The 15,814-nt window shown below is 73.1% G+C and carries 15 protein-coding genes; 7 read left to right on the top strand and 8 right to left on the bottom strand.

What is annotated here, in order from left to right:
• Window positions 1-320: 320 nt before the first annotated feature.
• Both HZZ00_RS33925 and def read left to right on the top strand, forming a co-directional pair.
• A complete protein-coding gene (locus tag HZZ00_RS33925; RefSeq protein WP_079172392.1) occupies window positions 321-1,148 on the top strand; it encodes a C40 family peptidase in 828 nt (275 codons plus the stop codon).
• A gap of 145 nt (window positions 1,149-1,293) precedes the next feature.
• Window positions 1,294-1,917 (top strand): peptide deformylase, encoded by a 624-nt coding sequence (def, locus tag HZZ00_RS33930; protein WP_180329899.1) that lies wholly within the window; start codon window positions 1,294-1,296, stop codon window positions 1,915-1,917.
• 198 nt (window positions 1,918-2,115) lie between these two features.
• On the opposite strand, the gene HZZ00_RS33935 is transcribed toward def, so the two are convergent.
• Window positions 2,116-3,399: a geranylgeranyl reductase family protein gene (locus HZZ00_RS33935; RefSeq protein ID WP_180329900.1), complete on the bottom strand. Its 1,284-nt coding sequence runs from the start codon at window positions 3,397-3,399 to the stop codon at window positions 2,116-2,118.
• Between the two features lie 97 nt (window positions 3,400-3,496).
• Here HZZ00_RS33935 and HZZ00_RS33940 point away from each other — a divergent pair, with 97 nt between their 5' ends.
• Complete coding sequence (locus HZZ00_RS33940; RefSeq protein ID WP_180329901.1) at window positions 3,497-4,021, top strand: GNAT family N-acetyltransferase; 525 nt, start codon at window positions 3,497-3,499, stop codon at window positions 4,019-4,021.
• 127 nt (window positions 4,022-4,148) lie between these two features.
• Window positions 4,149-4,430: a PASTA domain-containing protein gene (locus HZZ00_RS33945; RefSeq protein ID WP_257586032.1), complete on the top strand. Its 282-nt coding sequence runs from the start codon at window positions 4,149-4,151 to the stop codon at window positions 4,428-4,430.
• 12 nt (window positions 4,431-4,442) lie between these two features.
• On the opposite strand, the gene HZZ00_RS33950 is transcribed toward HZZ00_RS33945, so the two are convergent.
• From HZZ00_RS33950 to HZZ00_RS33975, 6 genes are all read right to left on the bottom strand, one after another.
• Window positions 4,443-5,135, bottom strand: coding sequence for a demethylmenaquinone methyltransferase (locus HZZ00_RS33950; protein ID WP_070025324.1), 693 nt, complete (start codon window positions 5,133-5,135; stop codon window positions 4,443-4,445).
• A gap of 73 nt (window positions 5,136-5,208) precedes the next feature.
• A complete protein-coding gene (locus tag HZZ00_RS33955; protein WP_180329903.1) occupies window positions 5,209-5,814 on the bottom strand; it encodes a hypothetical protein in 606 nt (201 codons plus the stop codon).
• Between the two features lie 7 nt (window positions 5,815-5,821).
• Entirely contained in the window at window positions 5,822-7,021 is a 1,200-nt protein-coding gene (gene mqnC, locus HZZ00_RS33960; RefSeq protein ID WP_180329904.1) for a cyclic dehypoxanthinyl futalosine synthase, read from the bottom strand.
• Window positions 7,022-7,065: 44 nt separating this feature from the next.
• Window positions 7,066-7,785 carry an A24 family peptidase gene (locus tag HZZ00_RS33965; RefSeq protein ID WP_180329905.1) on the bottom strand — a complete coding sequence of 240 codons (720 nt, stop codon included), beginning with the start codon at window positions 7,783-7,785 and terminating at the stop codon, window positions 7,066-7,068.
• Window positions 7,782-9,494: a serine/threonine-protein kinase gene (locus tag HZZ00_RS33970; protein WP_180333817.1), complete on the bottom strand. Its 1,713-nt coding sequence runs from the start codon at window positions 9,492-9,494 to the stop codon at window positions 7,782-7,784. The genes HZZ00_RS33965 and HZZ00_RS33970 overlap by 4 nt, the downstream gene beginning before the upstream one ends.
• A gap of 513 nt (window positions 9,495-10,007) precedes the next feature.
• On the bottom strand, window positions 10,008-10,856 hold the full coding sequence (locus HZZ00_RS33975) for a menaquinone biosynthetic enzyme MqnA/MqnD family protein (RefSeq protein ID WP_180329906.1): 849 nt from the start codon (window positions 10,854-10,856) through the stop codon (window positions 10,008-10,010).
• 286 nt (window positions 10,857-11,142) lie between these two features.
• Between HZZ00_RS33975 and HZZ00_RS33980 the strand changes: the two genes are divergently transcribed.
• The 3 genes from HZZ00_RS33980 (at window position 11,143) to HZZ00_RS33990 (ending at window position 12,583) form a co-directional block, all read left to right on the top strand.
• Window positions 11,143-11,346: a cold-shock protein gene (locus HZZ00_RS33980; RefSeq protein ID WP_006133199.1), complete on the top strand. Its 204-nt coding sequence runs from the start codon at window positions 11,143-11,145 to the stop codon at window positions 11,344-11,346.
• Window positions 11,347-11,577: 231 nt separating this feature from the next.
• Complete coding sequence (locus HZZ00_RS33985) at window positions 11,578-12,237, top strand: class I SAM-dependent methyltransferase (RefSeq protein WP_180329907.1); 660 nt, start codon at window positions 11,578-11,580, stop codon at window positions 12,235-12,237.
• A 160-nt stretch (window positions 12,238-12,397) separates the two neighbouring features.
• Window positions 12,398-12,583: a hypothetical protein gene (locus HZZ00_RS33990; protein WP_070025319.1), complete on the top strand. Its 186-nt coding sequence runs from the start codon at window positions 12,398-12,400 to the stop codon at window positions 12,581-12,583.
• Between the two features lie 176 nt (window positions 12,584-12,759).
• Here the strand turns inward: HZZ00_RS33990 and HZZ00_RS33995 are convergent, their stop codons facing one another.
• The gene (locus HZZ00_RS33995) at window positions 12,760-15,777 is read right to left on the bottom strand and encodes a BTAD domain-containing putative transcriptional regulator (RefSeq protein WP_265537667.1); all 3,018 of its coding nucleotides are present in this window, start codon (window positions 15,775-15,777) and stop codon (window positions 12,760-12,762) included.
• Window positions 15,778-15,814: the final 37 nt, after the last annotated feature.

The following is a 15,814-nucleotide window of genomic DNA, read 5'->3' on the forward strand; positions in this document are numbered from 1 at the left end:
TGAAACCACGTGCGCGCGTTCACGAGCTCCGCACGCGCGGGACGCCGGCTCCCGGGTGACCGTTCCGTGACCTCCGCCACACCGGTAACAAGCCGTCAACCGCCGGGCTTGGCCAACGACCCCAACCAGTGGTAGGCAGGGGGCAATTCGGGCGTAATGATCAAAGACCGTGATCAAGGGCTTGATCACGGGCGTCCGCAATGTCCGTTACGGCGTCAATAAAGAGCGACACGCCCGGGGTTCAAGGTCTCGATTGGGCAACTGTGGCGCAGGACACGTTTCTTGAAGATACGGAGGAGCCCCTGATACCGGTTGTTCCCATGTCCCACACCGCTCACATACGCAGCCACCGGAAGCCCCGCCGCAGCGCGTCGTCCCTCGCGATGCGGGCCGGAGTTGCCGGTGGCGTCCTCAGCACCCTGGCAGTCGCCGGGGCCGCCGGTTCGGCCAGCGCCGCCGAGCCGGTGACGCAGACCCTCGAACTGCCCACCCTGACGGCCGACCTGGCCGCCCAGGCGGCCCAGTCCGCGGACGCCACGCAGCAGGCCGCCGCGAACTACCAGCTCCAGGCCGAGCGCGACGCGGCCGCCGCGAACGCCGCGAAGCAGGCCAAGGCGGACCTCGCGGACGCCAAGCAGAAGGCGGCCGAGGCCAAGAAGAAGGCCGAGGAGGCCGCCCGCAAGGCCGCCGCCGAGCGCGCCTCGCGCAGCGAGGCCCGTACGACGCTCGCCGCCTCCACGGGCGGCTCCGGCTCCGTCTCCACCGGCGTCGACACCGGCTCCTCCACGGCCACCGGCTCCGCCGCGGCCGTCGTCAGCTTCGTCAAGTCGCAGCTGGGCAAGGCGTATGTCTCCGGCGCCACCGGCCCGTCCGCGTACGACTGCTCGGGCCTCGTGCAGACGGCCTTCAAGCAGGTCGGCGTGAGCCTGCCGCGCGTCTCCCAGGACCAGTCGACCGCCGGCACCCAGGTCTCGCTGAGCAACCTCCAGCCGGGCGACATCCTGTACTGGGGCAGCGCGGGCAGCGCGTACCACGTCGCGGTGTACGTGGGCGGCGGTATGTTCGTCGGCGCGCAGAACCCGTCGGACGGCGTCGCGGAGCACCCGCTCTCGTACGACCAGCCGACCGGCGCCGTGCGGGTGCTCTGAACCGACCCGCACCTCTCACGACGCTTCAGGCGTTCTTTCGCAGGGCCGCAGCCGCTCGGGGGCAGCGGCCCTGCGGCGTTCCCTGGCATGCTCGGGGCCCGGGCCGCCGTCCGGCGGTCCGTCCACGAGCGAAGGAGAAGCCGCGATGCCACGCGTCTTCGTGCAGGGCGGCCCCGTGGCCGCGTTCCCCCGTTACGCCCCCGAGTCCGGGCGCGGCAGGGTCCGCCGGATCACCGAGGTCGGCGAGGAGGTGCTGCACAAGCCGTGCCGGGACGTCACGGAGTTCGGTCCCGACCTCGCCGCGCTCGTCGACGACATGTTCCGCACCATGTACGTCGCCGAGGGAGCGGGTCTCGCCGCGAACCAGGTCGGGGTCGATCTGCGTCTTTTCGTGTACGACTGCCCCGACGACGACGGTAACCGGCATGTCGGACACATCGTCAATCCCGTGCTGGACACGCCCCTGGCCGGGCGGCGGCTGCTGGACGAGGGCGAGGGCTGCCTGTCGGTGCCGGGCGCGGTGATGGCGCTGCCCAGGCCGGCCCGCGCCGTCGTGCGCGGCCAGGACCGGGACGGCAACCCGCTGGAGATCGAGGGCACGGGCTACTTCGCGCGCTGCCTCGCCCACGAGACGGATCACACCAACGGGTACATCTACCTGGACCGGTTGACGAAACGGGAGAAGAAGGACGCGCTGCGGCAGATGGCCGACCGGCGGGCGGAGGTCCATGCCCGCCGGTCGGCCAGGGAAGCCGAGCTGAACGCCTAGGGTCTTTCGTTTGGATCAGGCCGGATCAGGGAGCGGGGTCTGGTGCGTGCAGATGCAAGGCGGAGGAGGGAGTCAACGCGATGGGGGTGCCCCCGCGCGAGCGAAGCCGAGCGTGGGGGAGTTGGCGACCGACGACAACGCCGCAGATGTGCGTGCCAGACCCCGCGAGCCCGGCATGATCCAGACGAGAGGCCCTGGTCAGGCCTTCGGGGTCACCTTCGTCAGGCCGTTGATGATGCGGTCCATCGCGTCGCCGCCCGTGGGATCGGTCAGGTTCGCCAGCAGCTTCAGGGTGAACTTCATCAGGATCGGGTGGGTCAGACCGCGCTGGGTGGCGATCTGCATGACCTTCGGGTTGCCGATGAGCTTCACGAAGGCGCGGCCGAGGTTGTAGTAGCCGCCGTAGGTGTCCTTGAGGACCTGCGGGTAGCGCTGGAGGGCGATCTCGCGCTGGGCGGGCGTGGCCCTGGCGTGGGCCTGGACGATGACGTCGGCGGCGATCTGGCCGGACTCCATGGCGTAGGCGATGCCCTCGCCGTTGAAGGGGTTCACCAGGCCGCCGGCGTCGCCGACGAGCAGCAGGCCGCGGGTGTAGTGCGGCTTGCGGTTGAAGGCCATGGGCAGGGCGGCGCCGCGGATCGGGCCGGTCATGTTCTCCGGGGTGTAGCCCCAGTCCTCGGGCATGGAGGCGCACCAGGCCTTGAGGACCTCGCGCCAGTCCAGCTCCTTGAACGCGGCGGAGGTGTTGAGCACGCCGAGGCCGACGTTGGAGGTGCCGTCGCCCATGCCGAAGATCCAGCCGTAGCCGGGCAGCAGCCGGTCCTGGGGGCCGCGCCGGTCCCACAGCTCCAGCCAGGACTCAAGGTAGTCGTCGTCGTGGCGGGGCGAGGTGAAGTACGTGCGCACCGCGACGCCCATCGGACGGTCCTCGCGCCGGTGCAGGCCCATCGCGAGGGACAGCCGGGTGGAGTTGCCGTCGGCGGCGACGACGAGCGGCGCGTGGAAGGCGGCCTCGCGCTTCTCCTCGCCGACCTTGGCGGTGACACCGGTGATCCGGCCGGTGCGCTCGTCCACGATCGGGCCGGTGACGTTGCAGCGCTCGTACAGGCGCGCGCCCGCCTTCTGGGCGTTGCGGGCCAGGATCTCGTCGAAGTCGTCGCGCTTGCGGACGAGTCCGTAGTTCGGGTAGGCGGCGAGATCCGGCCAGTCGAGCTGGAGGCGGGAGCCGCCGCCGATGATGCGCAGGCCCTTGTTGCGCAGCCAGCCCGCCTCCTCGGAGATGTCGATGCCCATGGCGACGAGCTGCTTGACGGCGCGGGGGGTGAGGCCGTCACCGCAGACCTTCTCGCGGGGGAACTCGGTCTTCTCCAGGAGCAGTACGTCGAGACCGGCCTTCGCGAGGTGGTACGCGGTCGCGGAGCCGGCTGGCCCCGCGCCCACGACGATCACATCGGCGGTGTGGTCGGAGAGGGGCTCGGTCACGGCGGGATCTCCCCAAGTTCGAAATCTGCGTGCCGACGGGCACTGGACATGGGCAGTCTATTCAGCGGACTTGATCACCCGGCTGAAGGGCTGCCCTGTGAACCGATCTCTCCCCGCTGTGCGGCTGCGCGTTCCCACCCACGAGGACGCCCTCGCCTGGCACCGCCTCTTCGCCGACCCCGAGGTGATGGAGTTCCACGGCGGCAAGCCCGCGGCGCTGTCGGTGTACGAGGAACTCACCGCGCGCCAGCGGCGGCACGACGCCGAACTCGGCTTCTGCCTGTGGACGATCCTGGACGAGTCCGGCGAGGCCCTCGGCTTCACCGGCGCCCAGCCCTGGCAGCCGGCCTGGGGACCGGTGGGTGCCACGGAGATCGGCTGGCGGCTCGGCCGGGAGCACTGGGGCAAGGGGTACGTCACCGCCGCCGCGCGCGAGACCCTTCAGCGGGTACGGGCGGCGGGGGTGCCGGAGGTGGTGGCGATGGTGCGGCCGGGCAACGCGCGCTCCATCGCGGTGACCCGGCGTCTGGGCATGCGCCCCGCCGAGACCTACCCGCACCCCACCCTGGACGAGGACGCGCTCTGCTTCCGGCTGAACCTCGACTCGACTGACGCACTGTAGTCGTCTGTCACAGAATGCCACCGGCTCCTTCCGGCCGGTGGGCGCCGGGGCTACCCTGCCAGTACCGCTGGGGGTGACATCTGTGCGCACAACACCCGAAGTGCGTGTGCCGCGGCTGGTCGGGCTGATGGCCGTGGACGCGCGCGAGACCGCCCGGGCGAGGGGCCTGTCATTGGCCGCGCCGGACCGCCCGGACTTCCACCGCACGGTGGTCGACTACGTCGTGCGCCAGTACCCGCGGCCCGGCGCGGAGGTGCCGGCGGAGTCGATGGTGTACGTGTGGTTCGACTTCGCGGAGGGCGAGGGCGGCGGGGGCGTCCGCGAACCACGCGTGCCCGGTCCGCCGACGGGCGGACTCCAGCGGGAACTGGGGGAGCCGGGGGACGCGTTCGAGATGATCGGCCGGTGAGCGGCCCGGGGCTCAGTCCTTGAAGCCCCGGTGCAGCGCGACCACACCGCCCGTCAGGTTGCGCCAGGCGACCCTGGACCAGCCGGCCCCGCGCAGCCGTGCGGCGAGGCCGGGCTGGTCGGGCCAGGCGCGGATGGACTCGGCCAGATAGACGTACGCGTCCGGGTTCGAGGACACCGCGCGGGCCACCGGGGGCAGGGCGCGCATCAGGTACTCGGTGTAGACGGTCCGGAAGGGCGTCCAGGTCGGGTGCGAGAACTCGCAGATCACCACGCGTCCACCGGGCCGGGTCACCCGGTACATCTCCCGCAGGGCCGCGTCCGTGTCCTGCACGTTGCGCAGGCCGAAGGAGATGGTGACGGCGTCGAAGGTGTCGTCCTTGAACGGCAGCCTGGTCGCGTCGCCGGCCGTGAACGGCATCCAGGTGTGGCGCTTCTTGCCGACCTGGAGCATGCCGAGGGAGAAGTCGCAGGGCACGACGTAGGCGCCCGTGCGGGCGAAGGGGAGGGACGAGGTGGCGGTGCCGGCGGCGAGGTCCAGGACCTTCTGCGCGGGGCGCGCGTCGACGGCGGCGGCGACCTCCTTGCGCCAGCGGCGGTCCTGTCCCAGGGACAGCACGTCGTTGGTCAGGTCGTACCGTTCCGCCACGTTGTCGAACATCGAGGCGACTTCGTGCGGCTGCTTGTCCAGGGATGCGCGGGTCACCCGGCCATTGTCGCAGCAGGGTCCGGCCGGAGTCCTCCGGGTCGGGGAGTCGGTGTGCCGGGCACCGCGCGGCTCACCGGCGGCGGTACAGCAGCCGGCCGCCGATGACCGTCGCCACGCACGTCGACGCGCCGCGCTCGGCCAGTTCCGCCTCGTCGGCGACGTCGAAGACGGCGAAGCACGCGGCGCTGCCGGTCTTCCGGGCCGGAGGCGTCCGGGTCGGCAGCCCGGAGGCGAACGGGTCCAGCGAGGGCACCCCGCCGGGGCGTCCCCGCCGTTCCACCACGTCCAGCCCGGTGCGCCGTACCGCGTCCCGGACCGCCCGGTTGCGCAGCGGGTCGCACGCCGCCGCCACCGTGCCGTGCGCCAGCATCCGCTGGACGCCGCGCCGCGCGCTTCCGCCCCAGCGCACGTCGTCCGGCGCCAGCGCGGCGAGCGCGGCGCCCGTCAGCGGCTCGGTGCCGAGGGCGTCGGCCTCCCTGGGATCGGGGTGGTACGCCTCCTCCAGCAGCTCGGTGCCGTGGAGGTTGACGAAGCCGGGCGTGAGGATGCCGGCCCAGCGGCGCACCCGCGCCCGCGGATACCCGACGGTCAGTTCCGCCAGGTCCCCCGCGCCCACGACGACCTCGCCCTCGACGGCGAGCGCGGACCCCCTGGAGTCGGCGTGGATCGTCAGCACGGCGGGCTCAGTTGGCGGGGAGCAGCTTCAGCTCGGGGTGGGCGGTGCCGCCCTCGATGGCGGTGGAGGAGATGTGGGAGACGACGCGGTCGTCCACCGGGTCGTTCGCCGGGTCGTCGTGCACGACGAGGTGCTCGTACGTCGTGGCCCGCTGTGCCGGCACCCGGCCCGCCTTGCGGATGAGGTCGATGATCTCCAGCCGGTTGGAGCGGTGCTTCGCGCCGGCCGAGGACACCACGTTCTCCTCCAGCATGATCGAGCCGAGGTCGTCCGCGCCGTAGTGCAGGGACAGCTGGCCGACCTCCTTGCCCGTGGTGAGCCAGGAGCCCTGGATGTGCTGCACGTTGTCGAGGAACAGCCGGGCGATGGCGATCATCCGCAGGTACTCGAAGATCGTCGCCTGGGTGCGGCCCTTGAGGTGGTTGTTCTCCGGCTGGTACGTGTACGGGATGAACGCGCGGAAGCCGCCCGTGCGGTCCTGGACGTCGCGGATCATCCGCAGGTGCTCGATGCGCTCGGCGTTGGTCTCGCCGGTGCCCATCAGCATGGTGGAGGTGGACTCGACACCCAGGTTGTGCGCGGTCTCCATGATCTCCAGCCAGCGCTCGCCGCTCTCCTTCAGCGGGGCGATGGCCTTGCGGGGCCGCTCGGGCAGCAGTTCGGCGCCGGCGCCGGCGAAGGAGTCGAGGCCGGCCTCGTGGATCCGGGTGATGGCCTCCTCGACCGACACGCCGCTGATCCGGGCCATGTGCTCGACCTCGGACGCGCCCAGCGAGTGGATCACCAGCTGGGGGAAGGCGTCCTTGATGGCCTTGAAGTGCTTCTCGTAGTACTCGACGCCGTAGTCCGGGTGGTGGCCGCCCTGGAACATGATCTGGGTGCCGCCCAGCTCGACGGTCTCCGCGCAGCGGCGCAGGATGTCGTCGAGGTCGCGGGTCCAGCCCTTCTCCTTGTCCTTGGGGGCCGCGTAGAAGGCGCAGAACTTGCACGCCGTGACACACACGTTCGTGTAGTTGATGTTGCGCTCGATGATGTACGTCGCGATGTGCTCGATACCGGCGTACTTGCGGCGGCGCACGGCGTCGGCGGCGGCGCCCAGCGCGTGCAGGGGGGCGTCGCGGTAGAGGGCGACGGCCTCTTCCGGGGTGATCCGCCCACCGGCGGCGGCACGGTCGAGGACGGACTGGAGGTCGGCCTTCTCGGTCACCGGGGGCTTCCCTTTCTGAAGGGGCGAGGACGGACCGGACCAGCCTACGCCAGCGCCCCATACCCGCCGATCAGCACCCCGACCAGCGCTCCGCCCAGCAGGAACGGCCCGAACGGGATCACCGACCCCCGCCCGGCCCGCCGCACCACGACGAGCGCGCCGCCGTACAGGGCTCCGAGCAGGAACCCGGCGAACGTGCCGAGCAGCACCACGGGCCAGCCGTACCACCCGAGGACGGCACCCGCCGCGAGGGCCAGTTTCACGTCGCCGAAGCCCATGCCGGCCGGGTTCACCAGGTGCAGCACGGCGTAACCGGCCGCGAGCACGAGGGACGCGCACAGCGCGGTGGGCCAGTGGCCGCGGTGGCCGGGCAGCAGCGAGGCGAGCCCCAGCAGGGCGAGCGCGGCGGCGGCCAGGGGCAGCGTGAGCACGTCGGGCAGCCGCCGCACCCGGGCGTCGACCACCCCGAGCAGCACCCCCGCCGGGGCGAGCGCCAGCCAGGCCCCCGCCTCGGGCCGGGGGCCGGTCGCGGCGGCGAGGGCGGCGCAGACCAGGGCGGTGACGGCGGGCAGGAGGGGGCCGGTGGCGGACGCGCACCGCCGGCACACCCTGCGGCCCAGCCAGCCCCGGAGCGGGTGGCCCTCTGCGCAGTGCGCGCGCCGGGGTTCTCCCGCCGGTACGGCGAGCCGGTGCGCCGCGCGGGGCAGCAGGGCGCCCGCGAGCGCGCCCCACAGCAGGGCGCCGAGCACGAAGGCCCCGGTCACCCGCCGACCTTGGACATACGGGAGGTGGGGTGGCCCTCGGCCGCGCTGTCGGAGGTGTAGGTGAGGTCGTCGCCGGTCGGGGTCAGTTCGATCTGGTGGGGTGCGGGGTCGCAGCCGGGGTGGTTGTCCTTCGCGCCCACCGAGGTGACGAGGAGCCGGGTGCCGGTGACCTTCTTCAGGGTGAGGAGGTCGGTGCAGACGGCGCCGACGGTGTCGGTCTGGCGCAGCTTCCCCAACGGCCGTCCCGGCGCGGCCTGGTGGACGGTGAGCCGGAAGGTGCCCATGGGCAGGGTGCCGCCGAGGCCGCTGGCCGGGCCCTCCCAGGTGCCGATGTACCGCGCCGGGACGGCGCCGGACGCCGGGGTTCCGGCGGAGGGGTCGGACGCGCCGGGCGGGGGTTCGCCGACGGCGCCGTCGCTGGGGGCCGTGCTCGGGGCCGGGGTGTGGGCGCCGCCCGCCTCGTCGTGTCCGCCGCCGTCGGAGCCGTACCACGGGCGCAGCAGCGTGCCGAGGCCCACCGCCGCCAGGGCGAGGGCGCCCGCGACCGCCAGGGCGACGGTGCAACTCAGCCTGCGGCCGCGGCCGTTCTCCGTGGGGGCCGCGTTCGCCGCGACGCTCACCGAGAGCTTGCCGGGGCGGGGGCCGGGGACGGCGGCCGGGGGGACGGGGGCGTAGGCCGGCCGGGGCGGCGGGGTCTGCGGCGCGGGCGGGGTCATGACCGGGGCCGGGCCGAACCGCCCTGCCGGGGACGGAGGGTGCGTTCCGCTCACCGACGGCCCGTCGAACGCCACCGGTCCCGAGTGGACCGTCTCCCCCGTGTCCAGGTTGAGCAGGTGGACCGCGCTCCTGCTGACCTGCTCCACCAGCGGCCCCGGCAGCCAGCCGCCGGCGACGAGGCGGGCGGCGCCGCCGGGGGCGAGGCGCCGGGCGACATCGGCCGGGGAGGGACGGGCCGCCGGGGACTTGGCCAGGCAGGCGGCGGCGACCTCCCGCAGTTCCCCGCTCAGCGCGCCCAGTTCGGGGTCCTCGTGGACGACCTTGTAGAGGAGCGCGGCGGAGGAGTCGCCCGGGAACGGGGACCACCCCGTCGCCGCGTACGTGAGGACCGCGCCCAGGGAGAAGACGTCCGCCGCGCCGGTGACGGTCCCCCCGAGGATCTGCTCCGGGGACATGTAGCCCGGTGAGCCGACCGACGCGCCGGTGGCGGTGAGGGAGGCGGTGCCGTCCGTGGCGCGGGCGATGCCGAAGTCGATCAGCAGGGGGCCGTCCAGGGTGAGCAGCACGTTGGACGGCTTGACGTCCCGGTGGACCAGGCCCAGGGCGTGGACGGCGGTCAGCGCCTCGGCGAGGCCCGCGGCCAGCGCCCGTACCGTGTGCTCGGGCAGCGGCCCGTTCTCGGTGACGGCCGTGGCGAGGGAGGGGCCGGCCGCGTAGGCGGTGGCGACCCAGGGCACCGGGGCGTCCGGGTCCGCGTCCAGCACCGGCGCGGTCCAGGCGCCGCCGACCCGGCGGGCGGCCTCGACCTCGCGCCGGAAGCGGGCCCGGAACTCCTCGTCCAGCGCGAAGTGCGGATGCACGATCTTGACCGCGACGGTGCGGCCCCCGGCGCTGCGCCCGAGGTAGACCCGCCCCATGCCCCCGGCTCCGAGCCGCCCGAGCAGCCGGTACGGTCCCACGGCCGCCGGCTCGTCCCCGGCGAGCGCCCGCACGACCGGGCCGTCACCGCGGGAACGGTCCACCGGCCCGCCGGCACCGGAGCGGCCCACCGGGCCGTCGGAGGCGGAACCGCTCGCACCGGCACCCGGACCGCTGAACTCACCCTCCCCCGGGCCGAAGGCGCCGGCCCCGGCCCGGTCGGCCGGCCCACCGGCCGCAGCGCCGCCGACCGGGCCACCGACCGCGAAGCCATCCGCGGGACCACCGGCCCCGAAGCAGCCGCCCGGGCCGTCGGAAGCGGAACGAGCCGCACCGGCGCCCGCCCCGGAAAGCGCACCGGGGACACCGGCCCCCGGGCGGCCCACCGGGCCGTCGGAGGCGGAACCGCTCGCACCGGCACCCGGCCCGGTGAACTCGCCCTCCCCCGGGCCGAAGGCACCGGTCCCGGGCCGGTCACCCGGTTCTTCCCGGCCGGCCGGGCCGCCGGGCCTGTCCTGGTCGTTCCCGCCCGTGTGCTCCGGCCGCATGGCGGTCCCCCTCCCCGTTCACCACCCGCAGCGTAGTGACTACGGCTGGAGCAGATCCACCTTCACATCGGCGGGGAAGCCGGTCGTCGGGCCCACCCGGCGGGCGAACTCGGAGACGGCCGCCAACTGGGGGGCGCCGAAGCTGAAGTCGAGGGTGGTGAAGTACTGGGCGAGGGTCGCCGCGTCGAAGGCCTCCCAGTGGGCCGCCTGCTCCGCGACCTTGTCGACCTCCTCCAGGGACAGCGCCTTGGACTCCAGGAAGGCCTGGTGGACCTGGCGGGTGATGTCCGGCTCCCGCTCCAGGTAGTCGCGCCGGGCCGCCCACACCGCGAAGACGAACGGCAGGCCGGTCCACTCCTTCCACAGCGCGCCGAGGTCGTGCACGTCGAGGCCGTAGCGCGGGCCGTCGTGCAGGTTGGCGCGCAGGGCCGCGTCCCCGATGAGGACGGCGGCGTCCGCCTCCCGCATCATCAGGCCGAGGTCGGGCGGGCACGTGTAGTACTCGGGCTGGACGCCGTAGCGCTCGGCGAGGAGGAGCTGCGCGAGCCGGACCGACGTGCGGGAGGTCGAGCCGAGGGCCACCTTCGCGCCGTCCAGCCGGTCCAGCGGGACCTGCGAGACGATCACGCAGGACATCACCGGGCCGTCGCAGCCTACGGCGATGTCCGGGAAGGCGACCAGGTCGTCCGCGTTCTTCAGGAACTCGACCAGGGTCACCGGTCCGATGTCGAGATCACCCTGCACCAGTTGCTCGCTGAGCTTCTCCGGGGTGTCCTTGGTCAGCTCGAAGTCGAGGAGGGTGCCGGTTCTCGCGAGCCCCCAGTAGAGGGGCAGGCAGTTCAGGAACTGGATGTGGCCGACGCGCGGCCGGGTGCGAGAATTGTCCACATCGCGGGACTCTAGACCCCGCCTGGTACGGTGCAGAGACCGGCCCCACCGTCAAACGGGTTACCGCGTTCAAACATCCGGGTGAAGTGATCTTGCCCTCTATTGCTTTCGGCTGCCCGCGTGCTAGGCTCGCCGCAAGTTGCAGTTTGGTTTCCCTTGCAGTACAGAGCCTGCGGAGCATGTGACCGCGGGCTCTCGTCGTTTTCAGACGTATGCAGTGGTGCAGCACGTTTTCGCACTTGCAGGTTCTGGAGCAGGGCAACCCTTTTGAGCCCAAGGAGGGCTTATGGCTACCGGAACCGTTAAGTGGTTCAACGCCGAAAAGGGCTTTGGCTTCATCGCCCAGGAGGGCGGCGGCCCCGACGTCTTCGTTCACTACTCCGCGATCAACGCCACCGGCTTCCGCTCCCTTGAGGAGAACCAGCAGGTGACCTTCGACGTGACGCAGGGTCCGAAGGGCCCGCAGGCGGAGAACGTCACCCCCGCCTGATCACTGCCTGATCGCAGAACCTGAGAGCAGTACCCAAGGAGCCCCACGCCGCTCGCGGCGACGGGGCTCCTGCCTTTGCCCGGATACTGCCGGTGGCCAATTCCGGATGAACTCCGGACGAATTCCACGGGTCCGGGCCCGCTATTCGTTCATGGCGCCCCGGCGAGGATCGCGCGCCGCGCGGGAATCCGTTTGCCCCGCCGCGGCCTGCGGCCGCTACCTTCCATGCGCATGACCGAGACCCGGGACTTCCTGACCGACACCCGCACCTTCTACGACACCGTCGCGGAGGACTACGCCGAGCACTTCCGCGACCCGCTCGCCGGCATGCCGCTGGAGCGGGCCCTGCTCGCCGCGTTCGCGGAGGAGGTGGGGCCGGGCGGCCGGGTGGCCGACCTCGGCTGCGGGCCCGGCGAGGTCACCGCGCACCTCGCCGCCCTGGGCCTGGACGCCTTGGGCCTCGACCTCTCCGCGTCCATGCTCGCCGTGGCCCGCCGCGACCACCCCGGCCTGCGCTTCGAGCAGGGCTCCATGCTGGACCTCCCGTTCCCCGACGGTTCCCTCGCCGGGGCGCTCTCCTGGTACTCCTCCATCCACACCCCGGACGAGCGGCTCCCGGACCTGTTCGCCGAGCTGTACCGCGTCCTCGCGCCCGGCGGGCAGCTGCTGGTGGCGTTCCAGGTCGGCCGGGACTCCCTGCGCCTGGAGAGGCCCTGGGACCACGCCGTCACGCTGGACTTCCGGCGGCGGCTCCCGGAGGACGTGGCGCGGCTGCTGGCGGACGCCGGGTTCCGGTTCGCCTCCCGTACCGTGCGCGAGCCCGACGGCCGGCTCGGCAAGGGCGTCGCCCAGGTCCCGCAGGCCTTCCTGTGGGTCGTGAAACCCAGCTGACACCCATTCCCACCTGCGGGATCGACCAGGAGTACCGACGTCCTACCCGGACCCGGTACCCAGCGGGGAAGGCTTGGGGACCGGGGGCCCGGAACATCGGTCGTGGCGTCGGGGAGGGCCCGGCGACCGGAACACGATCCGTCTCTCTCTGGGGGTCATCATGCGTGCCATCACTCTGCGTACGAAGACTGTTCTGGCCGCTCTCGCCGGCGCCGGCGTCCTCGCCCTGGGCGCCGCCGCCACCGTCCCCGCCACCGGCCTGCACCAGGCCCTGGTGCACGGCAACAGCAGCCACTCCCGCTCCGTTCTGGCCGACGACCGTGGCCCGGGCCTCGTCCACTCCTGACCGCCCGTCCGCCGCGGCGGACGCACACGGCACCCGTCGAACACCCCGTACGCAGCACGCACGAGCACGCCGACGGCACCGGCCGGGTCACACCCACCGGTGCCGTCGCCTTGTCCGGGGCACCGGCGGAACGCCGGGTACGGCGACCGGCACGGAGGGAACCTCCCGCGCAGGTTCTACAGCCGCCGTCCCGCTTCCGTGACCCCCATCGCGTCGTACAGCGCCTTCGCCTGCGCGTGATGCCGCTCCGCCGTCTTCTCGTCGTCGAGCGCCTGCGCGGCCTCCGCCATCCCGTGCAGGGCGTGCGCGATCTCGATCCGGTACCCGTGCCGGGAGGCCAGCTCGTGGGCCTGGCCGTGCAGTTCCATCGCGCGGTCGGGAGCGCCGCTGCGCAGATGCACGAGCCCGACCACGTTGGAGACGGTCGCCTGGCGCAGCGCCGTGCCTTCCGCGGAGACCAGGTCGAGGGCGCGCTCGGCGTGCTCGGCGGCGGAGCGGACGTCGCCGAGGCGCTGGCAGACCCGGGCCCAGTGGGCGAGGACGACGGCGACGTTGGCTGGCTTGCGGGACTCGTCGCACAGTTCCAGGGCCTGGGCGAGACAGGCGCGGGCGCGCTCGTCCTCGCCGGTGCCGAGGTGGGCGAGGGCGAGGAAGGTCAGGGAGTGGATCTCGTTGCTGCGCTCGCCCAGGCGCCGGTTCAGTTCGGTGGCGCGGGCCGCGTTGCGGGCGCCCTCGGCGTAGTGACCGGTCCAGATCTGCACGGTGGACAGGTTGACCAGCGCCTGCGCCTCCATCCGGGACAGTCCCAGCTCCCGGTGCAGGGCGATGCCCTGGTCCAGGTAGGCGCGGGCCTGTTCGAAGTTGCCGAGGGAGCCGTGCAGCAGGCCGAGCACGTCCAGGCACATCGCCTCGGAGCGCCCGTCGCTGCCCCTGGAGTGCTCCAGGCCCTCCTGGGCGGTGGTGATGCCGTCCTGGAAGTCGCCGAGCCACCAGTGGGCGACGGCCAGGTTGCACAGGCTGATGCCGAGCAGCGCGGGGTCGTCCAGCTGGCGGCAGGCGGCGACCCCGATCCGGCCGACCACCCGGAACTCCTCGTAGCGTCCGCGCAGGTCCAGGTAGAAGAGCAGGTTGCGGGCGAGCAGCGCGGCCGGGCGGTGCAGTCCCTGGGTGCCGGCCTGGGCGACCACCGCGAGCAGCGCCTCGTACTCCCGGTCGAACCAGCGCAGCGCCTGCTCGCCGTCGTCCAGCCGGGGCAGGTCGGGCTCCGCGGCGGGGGCGTCGCCGTAGCGGCTGCGGCCGGGGAAGAGGGTGTCGCAGGCCAGGTCCGTGGCCTGGATGTAGTAGGCGACCAGCCGCTCGACGGCGGCCTCCTCGTCGTCCTCCACCTCGCGCACGCTCAGCGCGTACGTGCGCACCAGGTCGTGGAAGCCGTACAGGCCCGCCTCGTGCTGCTCCAGCAGGTGGGCGTCGAGCAGGCCCTCCAGGATGTCCTCGGCGTCGCGGCCGTCGGTGCCGAGCAGGGCGGCGGCGGAGTGCACGTCGATGGCGCTGCCGGGGTGCAGCCCGAGCAGCCGGAACGCGCCGCGCTGGTCCTCGTCCATGGCCTGGTACGACAGTCTCAGCGTGGCCTCGACGCTCCGCTCCCCCGCGCTCAGCTCGCGCAGCCGCCGGGTCTCGTCGGCGAGCCGGTCGACCAGGTACTGCACGGTCCAGCGCGGCCGGTTGCGCAGCCGTGCGGTGGTGATGCGCAGGGCGAGCGGCAGGCCGCCGCACAGCCGGGCGAGCTGGTCCACGGCCCGGGGTTCGGCGGCGGTGCGGCCGGCGCCGAGCATCCGGGTGAGCAGGGTGGTGCTGTCGCCCGCGGAGAGCAGCCCGAGGGACAGCCATTCGGAGCCGTCGAGGTCGAGCATGCGGACCCGGCTGGTGAGGATGGCGAGGCAGTTCTCGGAGGCGGGCAGCAGGGGTCGTACCTGGGCGGCGTCGGCGGCGTTGTCGAGCAGCAGGAGCAGTTTCCGCTGGGCGGAGACGGTGCGCCAGAAGGTGGTACGGCGCTCCAGGTCGTCCGGTATTCGGTCGTCCGGTATGCCGAGCGTGTGGAGTAAGGAGTGCAGCACGGCGCCCGGTTCCTGGGCCTTCTCGCCGGGGCTGAAGCCGCGCAGGTCCACGAAGAGCTGCCCGTCGGGGTAGTCGGGGGCGAGCAGGTGGGCGGCGTGCACGGCGAGCGCGGTCTTGCCGCTGCCGCCCATGCCGTCGACGCCGACGATCCGGGCTCCGCCCCCGGCCGGGGCGCGGCCCACGGTGACCAGCCGGGCCAGCTCGTCGTCGCGGCCGGTGAAGTCGGGCAGGTCGTAGGGCAGGGTGCAGGGCGCGGGCTCGGTGCCGGAGGACTGGGTGGTGTACGGCGCGGGGACCAGCAGCGCGGCCCGGTCGGCCACCGACTGCGGTACCCGGGGCGCCACTTCGGGGCTGTCGCGCAGGATCGCCTCGTACAGTCTGGTGAGTTCGGCGCCGGGGTCGATGCCCAGCTCCTCCACCAGCAGGTCGCGCACCCGGCCGAACTCCTCCAGCGCCTCGGCCTGCCGGCCGGCCCGGTACAGCGCCAGCATCAGCCGGCCGCGCAGGGTTTCCCGCAGCGGGTGCGCCGTGACCAGTTCGCGCAGCGGGCCGACCAGTTCGCCGGACTGGCCCAGTTCAAGCTGGAGTTCGAAGTACTGCTCGGCGACCGCCATGTGGCGCTCCTCCAGCGCCGCCGAGGCCGCGCTGATCACCGAGCCGCCCGCGCCCGCCATGACCGGGCCGCGCCACAGGTCGAGACAGGCCCGCAGATGCCCGACGGCGTCCTCGGGCCGCCCGGCCGCCACCGCCTGCCGGGCCTGTCTGGACCATTCGGTGAACTCGTGCAGGTCCAGCTGGTGTTCGCCGAGCATGGCCCGGTACCCGGCCCCGTCGGTGACGATCAGCGCCGCGCCGTCCGGGATGCGGGTGCGCAGCGCGGCGACGCACTTGCGGATCTGGTGGCTTGCCGTCTGCGGTGGCTCGTCGTCCCAGGCCGCTGCGATCAGCCGGGACATCGGCACCATGCGGCCGGGTTCGAGGAGCAGGGTGACCAGAACACGTTCCTGGGTCGGACTGCCCAGCCGCAACCGGCGGTCGCCGCAGAAGCCTTCCAGCGAGCCGAGGATGTTGAAGCGCACGACAGGACGACCGGATGCCGCCGATTCCACGAACCCG

The organism is Streptomyces sp. NEAU-sy36 (genome assembly GCF_013423905.1).
In the GTDB taxonomy this organism is placed as follows: Bacteria; Actinomycetota; Actinomycetes; order Streptomycetales; family Streptomycetaceae; genus Streptomyces; species Streptomyces misionensis.

Bases quoted from the DNA above. Each gene is read 5' to 3' on its own strand.
- HZZ00_RS33925 (WP_079172392.1), top strand. From the start codon at position 321: ATGTCCCACACCGCTCACATACGCAGCCACCGGAAGCCCCGCCGCAGC.
- def (WP_180329899.1), top strand. From the start codon at position 1,294: ATGCCACGCGTCTTCGTGCAGGGCGGCCCCGTGGCCGCGTTCCCCCGT.
- HZZ00_RS33945 (WP_257586032.1), top strand. From the start codon at position 4,149: ATGGCCGTGGACGCGCGCGAGACCGCCCGGGCGAGGGGCCTGTCATTG.
- HZZ00_RS33980 (WP_006133199.1), top strand. From the start codon at position 11,143: ATGGCTACCGGAACCGTTAAGTGGTTCAACGCCGAAAAGGGCTTTGGC.
- HZZ00_RS33985 (WP_180329907.1), top strand. From the start codon at position 11,578: ATGACCGAGACCCGGGACTTCCTGACCGACACCCGCACCTTCTACGAC.
- HZZ00_RS33990 (WP_070025319.1), top strand. From the start codon at position 12,398: ATGCGTGCCATCACTCTGCGTACGAAGACTGTTCTGGCCGCTCTCGCC.